The sequence below is a fragment of the Paenibacillus qinlingensis genome (assembly GCF_013204845.1).
In the GTDB taxonomy this organism is placed as follows: Bacteria; Bacillota; Bacilli; order Paenibacillales; family NBRC-103111; genus Paenibacillus_E; species Paenibacillus_E qinlingensis.
This window is the reverse complement of sequence record NZ_JABMKY010000004.1, coordinates 289,415-312,128: the sequence shown is the minus strand read 5'-3', so window position 1 is coordinate 312,128 and position 22,714 is coordinate 289,415. Positions and strand designations below refer to the sequence as shown.

The window sequence follows — 22,714 nt, the reverse complement described above, 5'->3', positions numbered from 1 at the left end:
TATTCTAGCGCAACCTATGCTATAATAAAAGCCATTCTATCAGACTTTTTCTGCGAAAAGAGGAGAAAGAGACCCTCATGCCGATCCAGACCGAAACGGAGCTGTATGCACCAATTAAAAATTTCTTCGAGCAGCGTGGCTATACCGTCCGTGGCGAAGTTAAACACTGTGATTTAGTCGCAATCCGAGGCGAAGAGCCCCCTGTTATTGTTGAATTAAAAAAAGGCTTTAATATCCCCCTTCTCGTTCAAGGCATTGAACGATTGAAGCTCACGCAAGACGTGTATGTCGCCTTCGAGCTGCCTAACAAAGGAAAAGCCCCCCACCGCTTACAATGGGAGGATATTCGTCGACTTTGTCGCATGCTGGGGCTTGGCGTTTTGACTGTCCAATTCTACAAACGCAAACAGCCCACAGTCGATCTCGTCTGTGAGCCTACTCCCTATACATTACGCCCCAACAAGAGGGCTTCCGGCAAGTTAATGACGGAGTTCCATGAGCGCAGTGGTGACTATAATGTTGGCGGCAGTTCTCAGCAGAAGCTAATGACCGCGTACCGTGAGAAGTCCTTACATTGCGCCTATCTGATGCAGCAGCACGGACCCCTCAGTCCACGCAAGCTGCGTGAAATGACTAGCAATATGAACGTGAGCTCACTTCTGCAGCAAAACTACTATCGTTGGTTCGTCCGACAAAGCCGAGGCATCTATCATCTTACCCCCGGCGGCGAAAAAGCCTTAGTCGAGTATGCGCATGTAGTAACTGCTTTCCCAACGATAACCATCCTTTAGTCTTTAAGACCGAATCACAACTCGATGAACATTCGCCTCTTCGTTCATTCTTAGCAACGCCTTGTTGATCCAAATGGCCGCCTGTGAGCCTTCACCCATCGCTATCGTCACTTGCTCCGCATGAACGCCGACATCACCAGCCGCCCAGACGAAAGGAACACTCGTCATTTTGCTGCGAGGATCGGTCATCACATGCCGATTCTCCATCCGTTCTGCACCAAGCTGACGTGCCAAATCCGATTTCACTTCGTTCCCGCCGAAGGCAATAAAACCTCGATCCGCATAAAGGCGACTGCCGTCTCGAAGCACCACTCCCTTGAACTGCCCCGGTGAATCGACAACAACTTCCGCAAGATCTTCCGTCAAATAGGTAATACCTTTGTTCTTCATTTCCATCAGATACTCACTTTTCACAGCACGATGCTGGTGATTCACATATGTCATTTGTTCGGTTCGATGACGGAGCTTAATCGCCATGGCTGCCCCTGCATCACCAGAGCCCATGACAAGCGTATTTCGATCCTTGATCTCATATCCGTCGCAATCGGGGCACACGTATACCGTTAACCCCAAGCACTCCTTCAAGTTCGGGAGTTCAGGCATCCGATCCATTAAACCTGTTGCCAGCAGAAGCGTCCTCGCTTCATAGCCTCGGCCACTTTTTCCCCATAGTTCGAAGCCATCACCGATTCTTCCCTTGGCGACAGCCTGGACAATTTCATCTTGGACAAAAGCTACCCCTAATCGCTCAGCTTGCAGCCTGCCTACACTTCGCAGCTCTTCCCCCGATACCCCATCTGGCCAACCTAAAATATTATGATAGCTCTTGCACAGAGTAGAACGGCCGTAGCCTGCATCAACCACAAGTACTTTATGCTCATATCTGCCCAATTGAATCGCCGCTTGAAGCCCTGCAATGCCTCCTCCGACAATCAGAATATCTACTTTCTCCATGTGCATAATTCCCCTCTTCTCCAATTCACTACCATCTAGGATAACCGAATTTTGGGGCAATCATCCTTCTAGAGGTTGTTTAAGAAATACATCTACTTCTAACTTTGCTCTGCATGTTGTTATTACACCTAATACCAGCCATTTGAATGGGAAAAGGACATTAGCAACTGCCTACGTAGGATTTTTTGCATTTCAGACTAAGTAACTTTTGCGGATTTAACTGGATTTCCTACATCTAATTTTACTCAAAATGTCCCGTTTCACGAAATTGGTTTGAACTAACGGGAGAAAATCCAGTTATTGTACAAAATACGATAGTATCGCTTGAATTAGCTGCAGAAAATCAGTTATTCACTTGGCCAAGATACTCTGTGGTTGCGACCACAAAACTCTAAATATATAAGCTTACGCTCCTCATTTCCTATCTTCTTTCCATCTTCTCGGTGCTGATTACCGGGCTTAAGGAACTCTCCCCTCTACCCTCTTCCCTTACCGATTCTTAATCGACCAAATTAAGCCGAACTGCGTCAAAGCAGCTATCAGCAGAATCCATGGAATAAGTCCGCCATCCAAATCACTCCCAAAGGTAATGAGCACGAGAATGGAAATAACCCGCCCCACATTTAAGAAAAATTCCCGAACGACCACGCTTTCTACCTTTAATTCCCCCTTAAGAGGAAGTCTCGCAATGAGGCTATAATAGAACCCCGTCATGGTATTCCCTTGAAGCGGTGCAAAAATGGAGTACAGAATCATGAAACCAACCACAGACCACACATTTAAACTTCCTATAATACATGAGACGCCCACTAGGTATCCCACTGTCGATATGGTCAGATACATCCTTGCCCTGCCCGCGTTCGCGTACTTCGAAATAAAGATCCCCATGACGATACTTAGACTCGAATAGAGGACACCTAGATAGCCGACCAAATCTTCCCGCGGCAGTACTTTGAATAGGAGAATGTTCGGTAGAAACAACATCGTACCCTGCAGCAAGCCCATGCCGAAGAAGCCAAGCAGCGCATTCGACCACTCTTGCTTTTTCTTCATAATGAGCCCTGTATATTTCAAGTAATACACACGATGATGCCCGCTCGACGCCTTAATTTTCAAAGAAATTAACGCGGCCAACAGAAACATGAAGAAAGCAATGGAGAAGACGATGGTGTATCCGCTTAACCCTTCCCTCAAACGAATGATGAAACCAGCAAGTGCTGGCCCTGCAAGCGTAGCAGCTGTGAAGAACATCATATTGAAAGCGAGATAGCGAATCCGATTCTGCTCCGTCGATACATCATACATCAAGGTTAAATAACCCACCCAGTAGAAAGCGCCAGCTAATCCATTAAATATGGCAAAAAGCACATAATAATCGACCAACCGCTCCCCAGCAATACTCACACTTAAATAGAAGAGACCGATCAGTACAATACCTAGCCGGTAAGCGACCATACGATCTTTCTTCTTAATCATATACCCGCCAATGGCGAACCCAATCGGTGTTAAGATGTACACGATCATGCTGTAGGTTCCATTCACGACAACACTATGCGTTAACCGCCACAAATATAAATTGAGAAACACCCCTGACATGGAAGCACCGAATTGAAAAATGGAATGAATAAGTAACGAAATGACCGCTTCGCGTGACAATCTTTTTTCATGTGGAAGCGTATTCCCTCTGCTCTGCAACCAAGCTCTAATAGTAAGATTCATGGTAAACCTCCAGTCATCTTCATTGTAACAGCCATTGCAACATCTGTTAAACAGCAAAAAGCCCCAGCATTGGCGCTGAGGCTTGACGTACGTCTAGATTCGGGTTACTTCTTAAGGCTATCCCATGTTTTCTGGAATTCTTCCAACATTTGATCCTTCGTATACTTCTTAGCAACATAACCTTGCATGATATCGCCGAATTTCTTACTGGATGCTTCTCCACCTGGGAATTTGAACCAGTTCCAGCTCAATGTTTTGCCAGCTTTGCTGTATGCAATAATATCTGCTGCTAATGGGCCAAGTACTTTCTCGTCAGCAGGAATGGATTTGAAAGCAGGGATAAACTTGAATTCATCTGTGATATATTTCTTACCGATATCGGAGCTAACCATCCAGTTCAGGAATTTCTTAGCTTCATCTTTAACTGCTGAGTTTTTGTTGACTACCCAGTTATTCGGTACACCAACGAACAATTTGTCGTTCGCTGTTGCATCATCGCTGATCGGCATTGGCAAGAAGCCAATTTTGATGTCAGGGTTTGTTTTCGTAATTTGAACTTGTGTCCAGTTACCTTGTTGCGTCATAGCCGCTTTACCCGTTGCGAAATCCGTTACTTGTGTATTGTAGTCGGTTTGCAGAGGGTTTTTGTTGCCATATTGCAATTGCAGGTCGAATAATTTTGCCCATTGGTTGAACACTTCGTTACCTGTAATCTTCGCTGTACCTTTGTTCAAGCCATCGATGAACGCATTTGGATCCTTCTGATAAGCAAATGGAAGGTTCACGAAATGGTTACCAAGTACCCACCACTCCGCATAGCCTGTTTCAAAAGGAGTGATGCCCGCGTCTTTCAATTTTTTAGCTGCAGCTTCTAATTGAGAGAACGTTTTTGGAAGCTCTGTGATGCCGGCTTTGGCAAAAAGATCTTTATTGTATTGGAAGCCATAACCTTCAAGGTTCAGTGGTTGACCGTACAGTTTACCACCCTTGGTCATTGGCTCTTTCGCAACGTCTACAAGATCTTTTACCCATGGTTGATCGGATAGATCTTCCAAGTTATCGATCCATTTATCTAGGTCTGTGAAACCACCGTTGTTGAAGATATCCGGTTTGTCACCTGCGTTAAACTTCGCAAGAAGCGCCGCACCATAGTCAGCTCCACCGCCGACTGTGTCAACTTGAATTTTCACATTCGGATTTAGCTTCTGATATTCTTGCACCATTTTGCCAAGCTGATCTGCGATCTCAACTTTGAATTGGAAGATTTTAATAGTAACTGGCTTGCCGCTAGCAGCAGGCGTTGTTGTCGCTGTTGATGCACCCGTAGTTGGAGCTGGACTTGCTGTCTCGTCTTTTTTCCCGCAACCAGCTGCTAGTACGGATAAAGATAATACTGCCGCCACTGAAACCATTGTTAATTTTTTCATGTAGGTATTGCCTCCCTTTATCTTGTTCCTTTAATTGAACTCGCTTACTTGTTCTTGCCTTGCTTCCTTACATGATTCATTGTAAACACTTACATCCAGGCTTAACACCGAGTATATTGAACATAAAGGTGGAATATCTTGAACATATTTGCAATTCTGTCATCCTTTTACTGACCCTGCCGTAATCCCTTCTACGATGTGCTTTTGTAAGAACAAGAAGAAAATGACGATCGGCAATACACTTAGTGTCAACCCAGCAAGAGCTAGATCCCATTGTTTCGTATATTGTCCAAAGAAGGAGAAAGTGGCAAGCGGAATGGTCCGTAGCTCAGGATTGCCCAGTACGAGAGACGGAAGCAAATAGTCATTCCATATCCATAAACTGTTCAAAATGATAATGGTAATCGACATTGGCTTAAGTAGTGGAAAAACAATTTTCCAAAACACACCGTATGCTGAACTGCCATCTACTTTGGCTGATTCCTCAATTTCCAGTGGAATGGATTTAATGAAACCATGATACAAGAACACATTTAAGGAAACGCCAAATCCATAATAACACGCCACCAATCCTAGCTTGCTATCCATAAACCCTACTTGGCTTGCTACACGAACAAGCGGAATCATGATCGACTGGAATGGAATCACCATAGCAGCAACGAAAGCTAAGAAAACAAGATTATTAAACTTACTTGCCTTTCTCACCATGCGATACGCTGCCATAGAAGATATGATCACGAGCCCTACATTAGCCAAAACGGTAATGAATAGGGAGTTGAAGAACGCTTTTGGAAACTTCATAATGCTCCACACTTTGGTGTAGTTATCTAGATAGAGAGAGCTTGGCAGTTTCGCCGTATTTGCGGCTAATTCAGGAAATGTTTTTAAGGAATTCGCAATGACGAAGTAGAACGGGATCAAGAACAGTAAGGCAATTAGAATGCCAAGAACTTCAAGAGCAAATAATCGGCCTGTATATTTTTTGACGGAAGCCATTAGACCTCAACCTCCTTGCGCTTGGTGTACATCACTTGGATGGTTGAAATGATGGCAACGACGATGAAGAATACGAGCGCTTTAGCCGTACCTAAACCATACCGATTGTTACGGAAAGCTTCTTGATAAATATTGATGGAAACCGACTCTGTGGAATTGAAGGGTCCGCCTTTGGTTAAGGAGAAGTTCAAGTCGAAAATTTTGAATGACCACGAGATCGTTAAGAACAAACACACGGTTACTGCTGGCATAATGAGTGGCACGATAATGCTTCGCAATACTTGCAAGCGGGATGCACCATCAATATACGCTGCTTCGAGCATATCCTTAGGTACATTTGATAACGCAGCAATGTAAATGATCATCAGATAACCTGCGCCCTGCCACACACTGACGATAACAATCGCCCAGAAGGCTGTCGGGGAATCACCTAACCAAGGCAGTTCGAAGAAACCGATATGCGTAAGATCTCCTAGGGTTGCAAACCCTTTTACAAAGATAAACTGCCAGATAAAACCAAGCAATAAACCACCGATCACGTTAGGCATAAAAAAGATTGTACGTAATACATTCCTCGTTTTTAGCGATTGCGTGAGCAATAACGCCAATAAGAAGCCTACAAGATTCGTCAGAATCACGTTGGTCACGGTCAATCGAGAAGTAAAGTTAAAGGCATTGCGATAATCCTTATCATGAAATAGGATTTGTTTAAAATTCTCCAGTCCATTAAAGGTTACTTTGGTTGTTACGCCATTCCATTCGGTAAATGAGTAATAGATGCTCATCAGAAATGGAATCAAGACCACGATGCCAAAAAAGACTAACGCAGGTCCGATAAATACCCATTGCTGAAGCCATCCGGAAAGCATTCTTTTTGTTTTCACTGGGAAGTCCCCCTTACCATTCTGCTACTATACTCCAAGTATAGTGTGCCTCAGTACCCCAAAACACAGACGATCGTGACCCATTAGGTGGAATTTGTTGACCTCTCCTGCTACAATGTAGGGGAAAATCCCATTATAGAAACCGAGCTGATGAAGTGTGATTCGACATAGTATCCGCAATAAACTGATCTTATTTCTGCTGATTGCCACTCTCGTGCCCTTCCTTACCTCGCTTGGCGTCTCCTATTTTTTCACCAAACAGAAGGTGACAGAAGATACGCTGACCAACAATTCCGCCCTGCTCTCGCAAGGAAAAACGAATCTCGTGAACTATCTGGATGGGGTGGTTCAAGCTTCCTCCACCATTTATACAGGCAGGAATATTGCTGAGCTCGGCCAATTTTATGAGATCATTCAAACGCAGCGCGAGATCAACTATCAGAGCGATAAAGTGATCAAAAGCGGTCTACAGGTCATGTCACATTCGGTTAAAGAAATCAAACAAATTTACCTGTATGCCTCCGTTAGCAACAGTTCTTTTCTTACCCACAATGACATTCAAGTCAGCATGGCTGGTAAATATGAGGGACTGCAGCCCTTCCCTGCGGGCAAGCTTGTGTATTTCGAAATAAAGCATCAGAACAACTTGTATGGCATGTCACTCTCTGCATATTCTAACCCATCACCCGTTATTTCTATGCACCGTAACATCATGTACTCGCCTAATAATCAATCTATTGGTGAGCTTATTATTGATCTGAATTTGGACCTCGTTTCTGATATTTCGCAAGGCTTATTCACCCATGATCAAGAGGAACTCTACATATTAGATGAAACGGGACGTATCGTATTCGGTCCAGATCCAAGCAAATGGGGACTGCAATTAGACGGTAATTGGGGTGATGAAGCCGTTCATAGTACCCTGGACAAAGGCAGTTATGAATGGTCAAAAGGTGCTTTTGCGAGGATTAATATGTATGAGAAAATGCGTACAGACTATCTGAACTGGACGATTGTAAAGCGTCTTCCGTATGAACAGCTCACCAAGAACGCTCGCCAATTGACTTTCATTAACGCCCTCATCCTTTCTTTTTCGATGTTGATTGTCATGGCTGGCACAGTCTATATAAGCATTCGTTTTACAGCTCCTATTAAGCAATTAATCCGTTACATTACACGCATTCAAACGGGACAAGCTGGACTTGGTGATCATCAAAGCGATATTGAGTTGACCAGGACCGATGAGATGGGGATACTGGCGAATCGCTTCCATGGGCTTATGCAGGATTTGAATCAAATGGTTATGCGTGAATACCGGTTAGAACTAGCGAATAAATCGAATCAGCTTATGGCCCTCCAGGCGCAAATTAATCCGCATTTTTTGAATAATGCCTTGCAATCCATCGGAACGTTGGCTCTTCAGCATGAAGCGCCTAAGATTTACACACTTATTAACTCGTTAGCTAAAATGATGCATTACAGCATGAACACGAACGAATCCGTCGTTCCTCTTCGCAAAGAAATTGATCATATCAAAGCGTATTTGGAGCTGCAGAAGCAGCGTTTTGAACACCAATTTGATATTGTGTATGCGATTGAAGAAGAAACTCGGACCCTTTCTATTCCTAAAATGATTCTTCAACCGCTTGTCGAAAATTATTTCAAGCACGGTTTTAAACCTAGCCATTCGCAAGACGTCGGTCTGTTGCACATCGAATCGGAGACACTGACTACACCTGAAGGAGATTTCTTGAAGCTCACCGTGGCAGATAATGGTATCGGGATGTCCGAACAACGAATCCTTGAAGTCCGTAGTCGGCTGAAAGCCCCCTCCGTGGCAGATGATTCCTGTATCGGTTTACGCAACGTCCTGACGCGCATCCAGCTCTATTTCAATGATGATGCCACTTTGGAGATTGACCACGTCCATCCCCAAGGCGTGCAGATTGTTATCCATATTCCGATGAAAAAAGGAGTTACCTGATATGAAAGTACTACTCGTCGATGATGAGAAACACGTGCGCGATGCCATTCGATTACTTGTGAATTGGAAGCAATACGGGATTGATACCATACTAGAAGCATCCGACGGAGAAGCTGCGACTGCTTTGGTTAGCAGTGAACATCCCGAGATTATTATGACCGACATGATGATGCCTATCATGAACGGCGTCAAGCTGCTGGAATGGCTGCATCGCCATGCACCTGATGCCAAGACCATCGTCATCAGCGGTCACGACGACTTCTCTTTACTACGGCACACGGTGAAGTATGGCGGAACGGATTATATTTTGAAGCCGATTGATCCGGATCAATTGAACGAAGCATTGGACAAAGCCATTCAAACTTGGCTCAAGGATGAGGAGCAGAGGCATGCCAATCGCGAGTTGAATATCGAGGTAAACCAATTTAAACCTATTTACTGGGATAAGCTGCTTTCCGCATTAATTGCCGAGCCTGGTACCTATGATCCGGTAGCTGACCAGTTGGAGCGTGAGCTTCATTTAGCCAGAAGTGTGGCAACCTGCCGTGTTGCTATCCTGTCCTTAGATACGATGGAAGCTAGTATTAAAAATAAATTCAGTCAAAATATCGATCTGCTCCTCTTCTCGCTGATTAATATATGCAATGAATTTCTTGTTCCGCATAAGCGCGGCTACGCCTTTCGGCATTTGCATAATTCGAACGAAATTGTACTCTTCTTATGGTCGGCTCCATCCCTGGCAGAAGAACTGTTGGCATCGATTAATGACGGTATTCGCACTGCCTTGCATGCTCGTGTAGATTTCGGGATTGGAAGCAGCCACAATTTCCCTAGTCAATTGAAGCTATCCTATCAGGAGGCGCGAGACGCCCTGCGTCAGCGTAATCTGACAACCAAAGAAACATGGATTCATACGAACTGGCTCCCAAGCAAGGGATCTCAGCAAACGTTGACTTTTCACCAATTTGAGGAGCAAATTCATCTAGCTCTGCGCAGTGGAAATGTTGAGCAGATCCAAGATATTGTTCAGATCTGGATTGACGCTATTAAGAGCTGTGATGTCATTACGCCTGCTCAGCTTGAGCATTGGTGGGGAGAATATCGGGTGATGATGCGCCGCTGGATCCAGCAATTAATACCGGATAGCCGTGAAGAAGACATACAGCCGCTACTTCTTGAGGATAACGCTGCCTCAATCATTACGCTTGACGAGAAAGGTATTCTGTCTCTTTCCCTCTGGCAGCAAGAACTGACACGCAGCCTCATTCAAGTCTCCAAGCTTCATCTGGAGAGTCAACACAAAGATAACAATGTGATTTTCGAAATCGCTAACTTTCTAGAAAAGTATTATCATGAGGATATTTCGCTTGCGGATATTGCCAGCCGCTTCTATCTGAGCCGCGAGTACATCTCCCGCAAGTTCAAACAGGAGTTTACTGTCAATCTCTCGGATTACTTAGGACAAATCCGGATGAGCAAGGCCAAGGTGCTGCTCTGCAATCCGAATCTTCGGATTTCCCAGGTTGCTGAGATGGTTGGTTATCAGGATGAGAAGTATTTCAGCAAAGTTTTCAAAAAAATGTCGGGTATGACCCCCAATGAATATCGAAAAACAGCGAATTCTATCTAAAGTTCCGAGAAAATAATGGAATATGCTATACTAGGAGTAAGAGGTGATTTTCATGAGTATGCCCATTGAGAGCGCAACGGCGAATTCTTTTCCCCGCACGTCGAAAGCAACCAGGGTCAAGAAGAAAACGTATGTCTTCCTATTCGTGGGTTGGGTCATGCTGATCGCAGTCGGAGTAACAGCTACGATGATGTACACAGAACATCTGAGGCAACAAATATCAACCGATATCGCACAGCAAACCCAGCAGCAATTACAAGTCATTCAACAAGATTATCAGAAGCAAGTCTCTCAATTGAAGGATAGTGTGTCCACCGATATGAAGACTTTGCAGGCCAAGGTAGATTCATTGAATGAATTACTGGCTTTCACCAAAGATAGCGCTAACAGCAAGACCGATAATAGTAATCAACTGTATACACAGCTCGCAGACGTCAAGAAGAAATTGGATGAGCTGACCAAAAATCTGGATGTGTTGAAATAATGACAGCGAGTTCGATTCAGCAAATCAATCGTGTTCTGTTGCTAGCTTGCGCTCCTTTTTTAGGTATGCTGATTTGGCTGTTATTCGTCTCCCTTCATATTTCCATTCCCGTGAAGTCGCCGGTTGAATCAACACCGATCAATCTTGCGCAAGAGACGACCGCTCTCAACAGCTTGTTGACCCAGGCGAACAGTGACGCAGTCCAAACGAAAACCGTTATTCAGCAGTATTTCCAGCTGTACGAGAAGAGCACGGCAGAAGTTACTGCAATGCTCCAAAGCGCAGCCTCCCAAATCGCCAAACCCGGACTTATCTATGATGCCCGTATTACTGCTAAGCTTGGCAGTCCGATCCGTCAGGCTACTTCTGGCAATATCGATATTCAGTTGTTCGCTTTGAATGAAAAACATTATTCAGGTTATGCTCTTAAAGTGAACCTCAAAAGCGATAAAGCGATCAAGCTCGTATTGGGGAATGATAAACTTGGCTCCAGTGAAACGACGTTGGCCGCAGCTTCACGCTACGGCGCCGTTGTTGGCATTAACGCTGGCGGCTTCGCGGACGATAACCGTGGCAAACGCTATCCCCTCGACACGACAGTGATGAATGGGAAATATGTCAACGGCTTCTTCCCTACCAACAATGACACAGCCTTCATCGGCTTGAACAAAGATCGCAAGTTGATCGGCGGCAAGTTCAGCTCGCAATCGGAGCTCGATAAGCTGAACCCGTTGATGGGATCAACGTTCGTCCCTGTGCTGATGAAAAATGGCAGCAAGACGTCCATTCCGTATCAATGGCAAAGCTCACCAGCTCGAGCAGCTCGAACCGTGATGGCCAACTATAAGCATGACCAGCTCTTATTCCTGGTCACAGATGGTTACGATGAGAGCGGTAATTCAGGCGCTACACTTGCTGAACTGCAGGATAAAATGCAGCAACTAGGCGTCGTAGATGCTTATAACTTGGATGGCGGTGGCTCGACTACGCTTGTCTGGGGTGGCAGTGTAATCAATCGCCCCTCGGATGGCAGACTCCGACCGCTTGCTACGAACTTCTTATTTTTCAAATGACCCAAATTATTCACACAATATTCGTTTCTTTTTTGGGGATGGTTGGGTATAATAAGCCTTAACTATGCAAAATAAACGGCTACGCCGTCCTAAAAGGACGAGTGTGTTTGTGGAGAAATATAGCCGACTTATTATGTGAAACAAATAAAAATGCTCATATTTTGCACAAATGTTCTTTAACCCTATCGGGGATGCTTACGAAGTCAGATTTCTACCGAAAACTTTTAGGAGGTGCAGCAATGTTCGGTTTATCCACAACATTTTGGCTCGTTAATTCCGTTTTCCTATTATTCATCGTTGCTATGATGACGGCTTCCTATAACGAGGACAAAACAAAAGGCCTTTAAGCCAAGAAAAAAAGCATCGCTTTCTCCAGTTGGAGAGCGCGATGCTTTTCTTTTTTTTAACTACTAGGCTCTCGCCTTAAGCAGGTTCATTTCAGTTACGCAAACGCCGCAAATATAACGTTCTTTGAATTCACTGACACTTTCCATACTACCGCAGAACACACATTTCGGACGATATCTCTCGAGAATGATATGGTCACCCTGTACAAGAATTTCTACAGGATCTCCCTCGTTCATTTGGTATCGCTTTCTTAACGATTTAGGTAACACGATTCGTCCCAATTGATCGACTTTACGTACGACTCCAGCTGGCTTCATCATAGGACTTCACCTCTCTTTTCCCAGACGTTTTCTACACTTCCGGCAATTTCACATCGACCAACATTTCCATATCGAGTCTACGGATACTATTCGCCGTGAATCATGAAATTCCTTCTGCTAAAGCCCTAAAAACTTTCTTTTATTGTCAGAAATGTCGGTTGAGCGACAAAAATATAGGTCATGAGTCTCCCTACTCAAGACCTATAAACCCTGTTTGGCGTAATCCTTCATATAAAATAATAGCCGCAGAGTTGGAAAGATTTAAAGATCTTACTGCGTCGGACATTGGCAACCGGATTAAGGTATCCGGATGTTGACGTAGCAGCTCCTCAGGCAGCCCTTTGGTCTCTTTACCAAACACGAAGAAATCGCCATCTTGGAAGGCAAAATCCGAATAACGTTTGCTTGCTTTCGTTGACGCAAAGAAGAATCTATGACCTTCGTACGCTGCCATAACTTCATCGAAAGAATCGTGGTAATGAATCTTCACGGAATGCCAATAATCTAAGCCAGCGCGCTTCAGTGTCTTATCATCGGTGTCAAAGCCTAGGGGTCTCACCAAATGAAGATGAGCACCTGTTGCCGCACATGTGCGAGAAATATTGCCTGTGTTCGCAGGAATTTCGGGTTCTACTAATACAATATGAAAAGCCATCTTTATTCATTCACCTCATTATCTATCCTATTATAACTTGTGCCCGATTGCAATTTAACACTGGGTTAACTTTATCTTAATATCGCGATGATAGTGGTACGTCATACTAGAGTTATCCTTCATTAAAAGGAGCCTTGCTAACAATGAAAAAAAAGATATTAATTGTTGATGACGAACCTTCCATCTCCATGCTCATTGAATTCAACCTGAAGCTTGCCGGTTTCGAAGTACATTGCGTATTCGACGGCGAAGCAGTCTTTAGTGCAATTCAATCGTTCCGCCCCGACCTTATTGTCCTTGATCTCATGCTGCCCAAAATGGACGGCTTACAGGTATGCCGCAAGCTGAGAAGCCAGAATAACCTCGTACCGATTATTATGTTGACGGCCATGCAAGATCTTACGGATAAAATAGCCGGTCTAGACAATGGTGCGGACGATTACATGACGAAGCCCTTCTCACCGCTCGAGCTCGTCTCCCGTATTCAAGCGATTCATCGCCGCATCCAGACCTTGCCTTCTACGACGGAAGAAGCACCGATTGCCATTGGCCAAATCTCCGTCAAAGCCGAGCAACGCGAGGTGACGATGAATGGTACACCGATCGAGCTGACACCGAAAGAATTTGAACTGCTTCTTTTCCTCTGCAAGCATCGTGGGAAAGTGTTAAGCCGACAACAACTGCTTCACGGCGTGTGGGACTATCACTTCCTTGGGGATACGCGTATTGTTGACGTCCATATCTCTCATCTCCGTGACAAAATAGAGCAAAATGCACGTCACCCTGAATATATCATGACCATCCGCAACGTCGGATATAAATTAACTGAGCCTGTTATTAAAGAGTCTTACGCTTAAGTTAGATGGTAGCCGACGACAGAGTGAGAGGAACGTAGGTGCGCTATTAGTAAGATTTTCGTGGGTTTCATCGTCGAGAGGAACATAGGTGTGCTATTTATTTGATTTCGGCGGTTTCTGGCGTTTTTCGGAGAAATAAGATACCCACGTTCCCCTTATTCAATTAATTCGCTCGTTTCGAAACAAATAGCGCACCTAGGATCCCTTCCCTCTAAAACAGCAGATTTATAGCACGCAAAAAAGCCTCATCCACGTAGCAATCCTACTTGGATGAGGCTTCTTTCTATTGACCTTTCAGTTCAGCTGCAGCTTGCTCCGCCTGCTTATGTTCCAATGATTCGGTCAAGCGCTCTTTACTCATGAGAACTGCCGCTACGACAGCCAAAGCTGTTGGAATCAGCGCCCACATGAATGTATAGGAAATCGAGGATGATAACCCTGCTGTAATTTTATCAAGTACAGGTGTAGGGATTTGAGCACGCATTTCAGGTGCCAGCAATACTCTAGGGTCACTAAACGCTGGATTGTCAGCCATGTTCCCTTGCCCGCTTCCAGCAAAAATCTCCTTGAGTTGCGCTGTGAAATCATTCCGTTGAATGATTCCGAATAGCGTAATCCCTAAAGTCATACCTAAGGAACGAACGAAAGAGACTGTTGCATTCACAGAACCACGCTGCGACGGATCAAAGTGATGAATCGCGGCATTGGAAAGTACAGAGAAGCTCGCACCGATCCCAACACCAACGACGATCATGCACATTGTCACATACAAGCGGCTTGTATCCGGTTCAAGCCGTGTCAACATGAACATACCTGCTGCAAGAATGACTACAAAGACCATCATAATGTTCCGGTATGGCATCTTATTCATTAAGAAACCGCCACCCACCGCTGAGAATACAGAGCCTACCATCATCGGCAAGAGTACGAGCCCTGAATTGGTCGCTGTTCCGCCAAGTACACCTTGAATATAAATCGGAATATACACAGATGCTGTGATAAAGCCCATCCCGCTTAATAAGCCAAGCGCGTTACTCGTCGTAAACAAACGGTTCTTAAACATTGGGAATGATATAATCGGTTCGATTACTTTTCTTTCAATGATGATAAAGCAAATCGTTAGCACAGTGAATGCTGCAAACAGTCCGATAATTAAGCTGGAATCCCATGCATATTTATTTCCGCCAAGCTCAAGGGCAAACATCATGCTGACAACGGCGCCAACCAATGTAACGGCCCCCCACCAGTCGATCTTCTGCTTCGTATGAATCGGTGATTCTTTGTAGTAGATCGCAATAAAAATCAGAGCCAAAATACCAAGAGGAATATTGACATAGAAGACCCAATGCCAGTTAATATAATCCGTTATATAGGCACCTAGCAACGGTCCAAAAATACTGGACAAACCGAATACCGCACCGAACAAACCGCCTAACTTCCCGCGTTGTTCAACAGGTACCGTATCAAACATGATTGTGAATGCAATTGGAATCAGCGCTCCGCCACCAATACCTTGCAGTGCTCGATAAATACTAAGCTGCACAATGCTTTCTGCCGTACCACACAAGATGGAGGCGGCTAAGAAGACTATTAATCCAAAAATGAAAAATCGTTTGCGCCCGAACATATCGGACAGTTTCCCGAAAATCGGCATACCCGCCATTTCAGCGACCATATAGGCAGATGTTACCCAAACGAACTTATCTAGTCCGCCAAGATCTCCTACAATGGTTCCCATCGCTGTGGCAACAATTGTATTATCCATTGACGCCATTAACATGGCTAAGAGTAGACCTGCTAAGACGAAGCCTACTTTATTATTTGAACTCGTCATTCGTACACATTCCTTTACGATTTGTTTTCGCCTTACACGCTGAACATACAGACATATTACAACTTGCGTGATTCTTTCACAATGGCACCCTTCTTCTTCTCTAAGTGTACCTTGTATTCTACTAAATCAATTTCACAACCAGGACCGATAACAACTTGATTGCCGCGAACAACCTTGGCTCTCGTGTGCTCCACGTAGATATCATCCCCTTCTATAACCGCTACCGTAACCTTGGCATGCGGTGAGGGTCTGAAGAACAGGCTAAACGGATGAAGCAAACTCGCTTTGCGAATTCTAATTTTCTCTCCGCCAATCTCTTTCGCCGTTGAATCTTGGAAGAGCCTGATGTCGACCTCTCCTGCGTTCAGTAGCCCCCCAATATCAAACATTCCCTTTAGATTAAACACATCGACTTCGCAATCCCCTCCTGCAGCGATATGCCCTTTAAGTGCAACCTTGGTGCCTTGCATTTGGCCTTTCACTTCAATCGTCCCTGAACCAGTAAGTGTGCCAATTGCTGCATCACCACTGATACTCACCGTCCCCGAATTTTTCATTGTATCGCTTCGAACATTTCCCGTCAATGAAAAAGTGCCCACAATACCGGCTTCGCCTGCCTGCAAATTACCTTCCATCTCTAATGTTCCGATACATTTCAGAAACCGGCATTTCGTATCGCCTTCAATGATGCCTTCTCCAACAATTTTCACTCGATCATACTGGCCCCCTGCCGCGGTAGAGCTGCCCGTAATTTTCAAATTACTAATTTGCGAACGTTTGTTTGTATCTAATCCCATTGTACCTCAAACCCTCCTCTCTTTGCTACACTTTTTCACTGCGTTTCACCTTAGATTGCTTATCTTGCTCAAGCTTTGCCGTATATTCGATGAGTCCGATCTCGCAACCAGGTCCGATTGTAATATCCGCTCCTCTTACTACATCTGCCGTTGTATATTCCAAGTAAATATGGTCGCCTTCAATGGTTTGAACCGTCAAATGATTGCCGATGCCCAAGGGGAGAATCTTCAACCAACTTGCTAAACCAATGCCCCGCTGCTTGCGTATTTGGATTCGTTCTCCGCCGATCTCTGAAATTTTACAATGCCCATGCAAGGTAACAAGAATCGTATCTGCATTTAGTGCGCCCACCTGCAGCTTACCATTGGCATTAAACTTTTCCGCCTCACAGTTGCCTGTTATTATTGAAGCACCATTAATTTCAAGGCTCTCGCCCGCATAATTGCCCTCAATCTTGACTTTGCCATGAATTCGGGTACGCTTGGCCTTCAGATTTCCCTGAATCGTTAGCGTTCCATGCAATTCAGCCGTTTCAGAAATAATACTGCCATTCACTTCTGCACGCCCATTTAGCGTAAAATCGGAGCATATAACGTCCCCCTCCAAACGCCCTATGCCGTCTATTTTAACCGTCCGGAAGCTCCCACCATTAGAAGATCCTATTCCGGATATCATCAATTTACGCTTCAATTCTGCTGTATGCATAGGTGTCACCTCCTCACGTTGTTGTTATTTTCAGCTTCAGTTCTTCAATCTTCTTTGCCACCTGCATGCGGAACACAACTTTCACGCCTTGCTCGAAGAATAATTCACTGCCTGTCGTAACGAGTAGAAATAAGGTTAAGCCCATCTTACGTATATAAATCAGATCACAAGGCTTGCCTTCGAACTTGGCATATTGCTCTTTCATCGTCAGAAGCAAGTATTTCCCTTCATCAAGGCTCATCTCGCCGGATTGTAAGCAATCCTCTAAGAGGAATAGAAACAACGTTTCTTCAAAGCTGTATACCGCGGTCGCTCCCAAAAATGGCGATGCATAGTCTATGGTTTTCAATGAAACAATGTTGCGTTTGCTAAGTTCTAGTTTGTCTATTTTCATATCACTAGGAACGATAGAGAACACATCCGCTAATTCATCCAGTGATAAATCGTCTTTCATATTAACAATTTTATCGATACGCGCTAGCATTTGCCCCTTCGGAAAAAACGTTTCCTGTCCTGTAAACGCAGATTTCCGTATAAACCATTCCTCAGGAACTAAATTTTTGCGCTTCCAGCGGTATAATTGACCATAAGATATCCCTGTTAGCTCGAGCAGCTCTTTTTTAGATATCAAATCTTCGTCCAACGTACATCCCTCCTTCGCCATTTCAATGTAACATAACATTGTTACGCAGTAAATCAGCCTTGAGACTGAACTGGAGGGTGAGCTAGAGGAGGAGCTAGATAAAACAAACCGAACTAGATACAACAAACATACCAACAAAAAACATACAAACATACCAACTAACTATCTAACTAACTCTGCAAACATTTACTCTCTATTCGTACTAAGCGGTGGCTTTGGGGAGGATCGCGGTGGCTTTGCGGTGAGTTGCAGTGGCTTCGGGAGGATCGCGGTGGTTTTGCGGTGGTTTTGCGGTGGGTTTGCGGTGGGTTGCGGAGATTTGGAGGGGCTAGCTGGCTGCACACTTGTATTAGCTGGAAAATATACAGTTATTTGAGTGAAATTCCCTCGGAAATTCGATTTAACTGTAAAATATGTAGTTAAAACTGCCTCTTTTGTTCAGGTCAGGGAAAATGTTTAAAATTAACTTGAGGTTTTCCATCTATTCTGTCTTCGGGCGGAAATATCCAAAAATTAACTGGAGAAAATCCATTTATTCGCCTGATCGCACGATATTTACAAAACTCCGACCAACCAATCTTACTCTGCAAACATTTATCTACTCTCTATTCCTACTTCTAATCCTGCACTTACTCTTACTTCTATTCCAACAACCATCACACGCTTCTCACCAACCAGCAGCACCTCACCCATCATGCACCATACCCTCGAACAAACAAAAACCACCCAGTCATCCCAGGTGGCTTGTCCTTCATCTATATGCCTTGCTTCTTAAAATACGAAATCATCGTCCGTTAGAGCCTCAACGTGAATTGTGCGCACGTAACCATTGCCTTTTTTGGAGAAAAAGTCATGCTGCTTCGTCTTCGTACTCAGTCCGTTCAATACAATCGGGTTAATATCCTCTTCAGGGAACATCGGGTCAACACCCAAGTTCATAAACGCCTTATTCGCGTTGTAGCGAAGGAATGCTTTCACGTCATCCGCAAGACCCAGCGGTCCATACAGACTATCCGTGTAACCTTCTTCATTCGCATGAAGTTCTTTCAACAGCGCACACAATGTCGCGTATGCCTCATCTTGCTCAGCTGGGCTAAGTTCCGCGTAGACCTCTTGTGCCAGCACGCCGATGTACAACCCGTGGATGCTCTCATCGCGCAAGATCAAGTCAATGATCTCGCCGCTGCTCGTCATTTTACCTTGGCCAGCCAAGTACAACGGATAGTAGAAACCGCTATAGAACAAATAGCTTTCTAGCAGAACAGATGATGCCATCGCTAGATACAGCTCTTTGGTCGTATTAATATTTTCATAGTAATGTGAAATCTTATTTGCTTTAAACTGCAAGTGCGGATTGCGCTCCACCCATTGGAACAGCTCGTTGATTTCTTCTGTCGTAGACAGCGTAGTGAAAATCGAACTGTAAGACTTCGCGTGAATCTGCTCCATCATTCCCATGAAGCTAAGCACAGCTTTGCGCTGCAACCCATCCACATGCTCAAGAATCTTCGGCATCCCGACGCCGCCTTGCATCGTATCCAGCAATGTCAGACCGCCAAGCACCTTCATATATAGCTCACGCTCAACGTTGCTAAGTGTAATCCAAGACATTTTATCATCAGACAACGGAATTTCTTCATCTGTCCAGAATTGCATAATATTTTGATTCCAGAATGTAATTGTAAAATCATCATCAGGCCGGTTCCAATTCACCGCTTTTTTGACGATAGGTTTATTGATCGTTGGTGCACTTGTCATCAATGGTAGTCCCCTTCCTACTTATACTGAGCAGCTTACACATTCCTCAACGGATAGCTGGTTGGTTCTTGTGTAGTAGAGCGATTTAAGTCCTTTGTGTGCCGCATACAGGTATAATCTAGCAAGTTGTCTTGTTGAAACATCACTGTTTACGTGTAAAATGGTCGAGATCCCTTGATCCACATGCGTTTGAATCTCCGAGATGAGGTCAAGAATCTTAAATTGATCCATTTGATAAGCGGATTTATAGTAGAAGAAATTGTCACGCGCCATGAATGGCATTGGATAATATGTTGTCGAGTTCGCATATGTACGCGTCTCAATCGGTTCAACAATCGGCATAACGCTGGAAGTTGAATTTTGGATATACGAGATGCTTTGCGTTGGCGCTATAGCCAAACGGTACGCATGGTAAAGCCCGTGCTTCTGAACGTTAGCTTGCAAGGCTTTCCAATCGCTAGGCGACGGAATCGGCATGCCTTCGAATAATGCTTTCACTTTATCCGAGAGCGGACGGTAATCTGTTTCTATATAACGGGTAAAATAGTTCCCATTCGCATATTCCGATAGCTCAAAGCCCTCGAAAGTTTGGCCGGATTCTTTGGCAATCTCCATACTTTTTTCAATGGAATAGAAATTCATCGCTGCGAAGAAGGTGCGAGCGAAATCTCTCGCTTCGGCACTCTCGTACGCAATTTTGTTCTTGGACAAATAGCCGTGTAAGTTCATCACGCCAAGACCGACAGAATGCAGCTCACGGTTCGCTTTGGCAACGCCTGGCGCATTATGGATCGTCGTCATATCACTCACTGAAGTAAGGGCGATCATGCCTTCGTGCACGGTTTCGCGCAGCTTTTTACGATCCATCACGTTAGCAATATTCATTGAAGCCAGGTTACAGCTGATATCGCGAAGAATGGTGTCTTCTTGACCGTAATCATTGATTTCGGACGTTTCTTGCAATTGGAAAATCTCTGTACACAGATTGGACATCTTGATCGTCCCAATCCCCTTCAGGGCATGATCCTTATTCGCATTCGTACGATTCATCATATATGGATAACCGGATTCCAGTTGAGTTGTCGCAATTTTGGTCAGCATATCACGTGCATTCATGATTGCTTTCTTCTTAACTTTAGGGTTCGCTAGAAGTTCATCATACATTTCATCCATATCCAGATCATCCATATGCTTGCCATAGGCTTGCAGAACGGTGTAAGGAGCGAAAATATGTAGAGGCTTATTCTCCTCAGCCAGCTTATAAAATTTATTCGGTACAATAAGTCCAATCGAAAGAGTTTTCAAACGGGATTTCTCATCCGCGTTAATTTTCTTACTATCTAGAAACTCCATAACGTCCCAGCCGAAAATGTTGTAATACGCCGCGCCTGAGCCCTTGCGTTGACCCATTTGATCCGCATAAGAGAACGCATCCTCCATCAGCTTAAGAACAGGAATAATTCCTTTCGCTGCCCCTTCAACACCTTTGATCGTTTCACCGCGTCCACGAAGCTTCGATAAGTTCACGGCTACACCGCCGCCAATTTTGGACAGTTGCATACATGTTGCCAGTACATAGTTAATGGAATTCAAGGAATCATCCATTTCTAATAAGAAGCACGATACTAATTCGCCACGACGACTCTTGCCTGCGTTCAAGAACGTAGGTGTCGCTGGCTGCAAGCGCTGCTCCATCATGGATAGGGCTAACACTCGTGCTGTCTCTGCGTTTCCGCGACCCAAGTACAGGGCTACGATCGCTACGCGATCAGGGAAATGCTCGAGGTATAACGTCTTATCATCACTGCGCAAAGCGTAATCTGTATAAAATTTCGAAGCTGCCATATACGATGCGAACTCGAATTGATTGTCATGTGCCACTTGATACACGCTGTTAACTTCATCTTCGGTGTAGTTGTCATAAACGTTCTCATAGAAGTTATTGTCGATCATATAACGAACCTTCGAAGAGGTATCGGGGAATGTGAGGCTTCGGCTGTGGACTTCTTGTATGAAAACCTTAACAGCTTCTTTATCCTTCTCTAATTGAAAAAAACCATCCGTACCGCGTTGCATTAATTCATTATTAAGTTCAATGTGCCGCAATTGCTTGTACCCCCTGAACAAATCGTTCTACATCATTTTTGGTGCCAGATAATTCGAATTTGGTTAATACGGGAACATCATAAAGTGCTGAGATCGTATCTGCGCTTTTGGCGAAGCCGTCTCCCCAGTTGCGATTACCGCTTGCTGCAACGCCTTGAAGACGAGAGGAATTACATTCTAGGAAAGAAGCTACCTTGGGAGGAATTTGTCCAAAGCCAGTTGTATACGTCACAAGTACGAAAGGCTCGTCCATTGTCATCGCTTCCTCTATTTGAACCGCGGGCATCTGGAGCTTCGCAATAAAACGGCGAACATTTCCAGTCTTCGAATCGTAAGCAATCAACATAGCTTCCGTCTCCTATCATTGTCAATTCTCTATCTTGTGCCATCACTTGAGGGTAACCTATATGTAGTAAAGATACTAATTCTATCGTCTGTCATTCGCGAGTTCATCTACCCATTAATCGACAGAATCTGCAATTGCTTTACGACTCCGTAGTCGGTCAAAAAAGCTTGAAACCTGCGGTTTTGCTCTATTTCCGGCTCGATTTGAGCCTTCTGCTAGCAATCTCGCAATGCGCTTTTTATTACGACATCTAGTTGATAGATTCAAATTTATATCAATATATTGTGTTTGTCAACGAGCAATACGACCTATTTACAATTCCAAAACACGCAATCCTAGACGGGGCGTGGCTCGATGGGTTTAGAAAAAATATTTTCGATTTTCACTTGATTTTTTCGGATA

At 44.4% G+C, this 22,714-nt stretch carries 20 protein-coding genes; 6 read left to right on the top strand and 14 right to left on the bottom strand.

Annotation, left to right across the window (positions count from 1 at the left end; all coding sequences use genetic code 11):
* Window positions 1-77: 77 nt before the first annotated feature.
* Window positions 78-791: a DUF2161 domain-containing phosphodiesterase gene (locus HQN88_RS11020; RefSeq protein ID WP_173110985.1), complete on the top strand. Its 714-nt coding sequence runs from the start codon at window positions 78-80 to the stop codon at window positions 789-791.
* Between the two features lie 3 nt (window positions 792-794).
* Here the strand turns inward: HQN88_RS11020 and HQN88_RS11015 are convergent, their stop codons facing one another.
* The 5 genes from HQN88_RS11015 to HQN88_RS10995 all read right to left on the bottom strand — a co-directional run bounded on the left by HQN88_RS11015 (window position 795) and on the right by HQN88_RS10995 (window position 6,756).
* Window positions 795-1,745 carry an NAD(P)/FAD-dependent oxidoreductase gene (locus tag HQN88_RS11015; protein WP_420794132.1) on the bottom strand — a complete coding sequence of 317 codons (951 nt, stop codon included), beginning with the start codon at window positions 1,743-1,745 and terminating at the stop codon, window positions 795-797.
* 489 nt (window positions 1,746-2,234) lie between these two features.
* Window positions 2,235-3,464, bottom strand: coding sequence for an MFS transporter (locus HQN88_RS11010; protein WP_173110981.1), 1,230 nt, complete (start codon window positions 3,462-3,464; stop codon window positions 2,235-2,237).
* 104 nt (window positions 3,465-3,568) lie between these two features.
* Window positions 3,569-4,891: an ABC transporter substrate-binding protein gene (locus HQN88_RS11005; protein ID WP_173110979.1), complete on the bottom strand. Its 1,323-nt coding sequence runs from the start codon at window positions 4,889-4,891 to the stop codon at window positions 3,569-3,571.
* 159 nt (window positions 4,892-5,050) lie between these two features.
* On the bottom strand, window positions 5,051-5,887 hold the full coding sequence (locus HQN88_RS11000; protein WP_173110977.1) for a carbohydrate ABC transporter permease: 837 nt from the start codon (window positions 5,885-5,887) through the stop codon (window positions 5,051-5,053).
* On the bottom strand, window positions 5,887-6,756 hold the full coding sequence (locus HQN88_RS10995; protein ID WP_171630098.1) for a carbohydrate ABC transporter permease: 870 nt from the start codon (window positions 6,754-6,756) through the stop codon (window positions 5,887-5,889). Before HQN88_RS10995 ends, HQN88_RS11000 begins: the two co-directional genes overlap by 1 nt.
* A 172-nt stretch (window positions 6,757-6,928) precedes the next feature.
* Here HQN88_RS10995 and HQN88_RS38345 point away from each other — a divergent pair, with 172 nt between their 5' ends.
* Genes HQN88_RS38345 through HQN88_RS10975 form a run of 4 tightly spaced genes read left to right on the top strand, consistent with a single transcriptional unit; the run spans window position 6,929 to window position 11,942 of the window.
* A complete protein-coding gene (locus HQN88_RS38345) occupies window positions 6,929-8,755 on the top strand; it encodes a cache domain-containing sensor histidine kinase (protein WP_173110975.1) in 1,827 nt (608 codons plus the stop codon).
* Window position 8,756: 1 nt separating this feature from the next.
* Window positions 8,757-10,385 carry a response regulator gene (locus tag HQN88_RS10985; protein ID WP_173110973.1) on the top strand — a complete coding sequence of 543 codons (1,629 nt, stop codon included), beginning with the start codon at window positions 8,757-8,759 and terminating at the stop codon, window positions 10,383-10,385.
* Window positions 10,386-10,437: 52 nt separating this feature from the next.
* Window positions 10,438-10,869 (top strand): hypothetical protein, encoded by a 432-nt coding sequence (locus HQN88_RS10980; RefSeq protein ID WP_173110971.1) that lies wholly within the window; start codon window positions 10,438-10,440, stop codon window positions 10,867-10,869.
* Window positions 10,869-11,942 (top strand): phosphodiester glycosidase family protein, encoded by a 1,074-nt coding sequence (locus tag HQN88_RS10975; RefSeq protein ID WP_173110969.1) that lies wholly within the window; start codon window positions 10,869-10,871, stop codon window positions 11,940-11,942. Before HQN88_RS10980 ends, HQN88_RS10975 begins: the two co-directional genes overlap by 1 nt.
* 410 nt (window positions 11,943-12,352) lie before the next feature.
* Here HQN88_RS10975 and HQN88_RS10970 read toward each other — a convergent pair whose 3' ends face one another.
* Window positions 12,353-12,607 carry an AbrB/MazE/SpoVT family DNA-binding domain-containing protein gene (locus tag HQN88_RS10970; protein WP_056624765.1) on the bottom strand — a complete coding sequence of 85 codons (255 nt, stop codon included), beginning with the start codon at window positions 12,605-12,607 and terminating at the stop codon, window positions 12,353-12,355.
* A gap of 193 nt (window positions 12,608-12,800) precedes the next feature.
* The gene (gene trmL, locus HQN88_RS10965) at window positions 12,801-13,265 is read right to left on the bottom strand and encodes a tRNA (uridine(34)/cytosine(34)/5-carboxymethylaminomethyluridine(34)-2'-O)-methyltransferase TrmL (RefSeq protein WP_056624670.1); all 465 of its coding nucleotides are present in this window, start codon (window positions 13,263-13,265) and stop codon (window positions 12,801-12,803) included.
* Between the two features lie 143 nt (window positions 13,266-13,408).
* Between trmL and HQN88_RS10960 the strand changes: the two genes are divergently transcribed.
* Window positions 13,409-14,122 carry a response regulator transcription factor gene (locus tag HQN88_RS10960; RefSeq protein WP_173110967.1) on the top strand — a complete coding sequence of 238 codons (714 nt, stop codon included), beginning with the start codon at window positions 13,409-13,411 and terminating at the stop codon, window positions 14,120-14,122.
* A gap of 283 nt (window positions 14,123-14,405) precedes the next feature.
* Here the strand turns inward: HQN88_RS10960 and HQN88_RS10955 are convergent, their stop codons facing one another.
* The 7 genes from HQN88_RS10955 to nrdI all read right to left on the bottom strand — a co-directional run bounded on the left by HQN88_RS10955 (window position 14,406) and on the right by nrdI (window position 22,312).
* Window positions 14,406-15,956 (bottom strand): MDR family MFS transporter, encoded by a 1,551-nt coding sequence (locus HQN88_RS10955; RefSeq protein WP_173110965.1) that lies wholly within the window; start codon window positions 15,954-15,956, stop codon window positions 14,406-14,408.
* 56 nt (window positions 15,957-16,012) lie between these two features.
* Entirely contained in the window at window positions 16,013-16,753 is a 741-nt protein-coding gene (locus HQN88_RS10950; protein ID WP_173110963.1) for a hypothetical protein, read from the bottom strand.
* A 25-nt stretch (window positions 16,754-16,778) separates the two neighbouring features.
* Window positions 16,779-17,459, bottom strand: coding sequence for a polymer-forming cytoskeletal protein (locus HQN88_RS10945; protein WP_173110961.1), 681 nt, complete (start codon window positions 17,457-17,459; stop codon window positions 16,779-16,781).
* 13 nt (window positions 17,460-17,472) lie between these two features.
* Complete coding sequence (locus HQN88_RS10940) at window positions 17,473-18,102, bottom strand: YhbD family protein (protein WP_173110959.1); 630 nt, start codon at window positions 18,100-18,102, stop codon at window positions 17,473-17,475.
* Between the two features lie 771 nt (window positions 18,103-18,873).
* On the bottom strand, window positions 18,874-19,860 hold the full coding sequence (gene nrdF, locus HQN88_RS10935; protein ID WP_173110957.1) for a class 1b ribonucleoside-diphosphate reductase subunit beta: 987 nt from the start codon (window positions 19,858-19,860) through the stop codon (window positions 18,874-18,876).
* A gap of 21 nt (window positions 19,861-19,881) precedes the next feature.
* Window positions 19,882-21,966 (bottom strand): class 1b ribonucleoside-diphosphate reductase subunit alpha, encoded by a 2,085-nt coding sequence (gene nrdE, locus HQN88_RS10930; RefSeq protein WP_173110955.1) that lies wholly within the window; start codon window positions 21,964-21,966, stop codon window positions 19,882-19,884.
* Window positions 21,953-22,312 (bottom strand): class Ib ribonucleoside-diphosphate reductase assembly flavoprotein NrdI, encoded by a 360-nt coding sequence (gene nrdI / locus HQN88_RS10925; RefSeq protein ID WP_173110953.1) that lies wholly within the window; start codon window positions 22,310-22,312, stop codon window positions 21,953-21,955. The genes nrdE and nrdI overlap by 14 nt, the downstream gene beginning before the upstream one ends.
* Window positions 22,313-22,714: the final 402 nt, after the last annotated feature.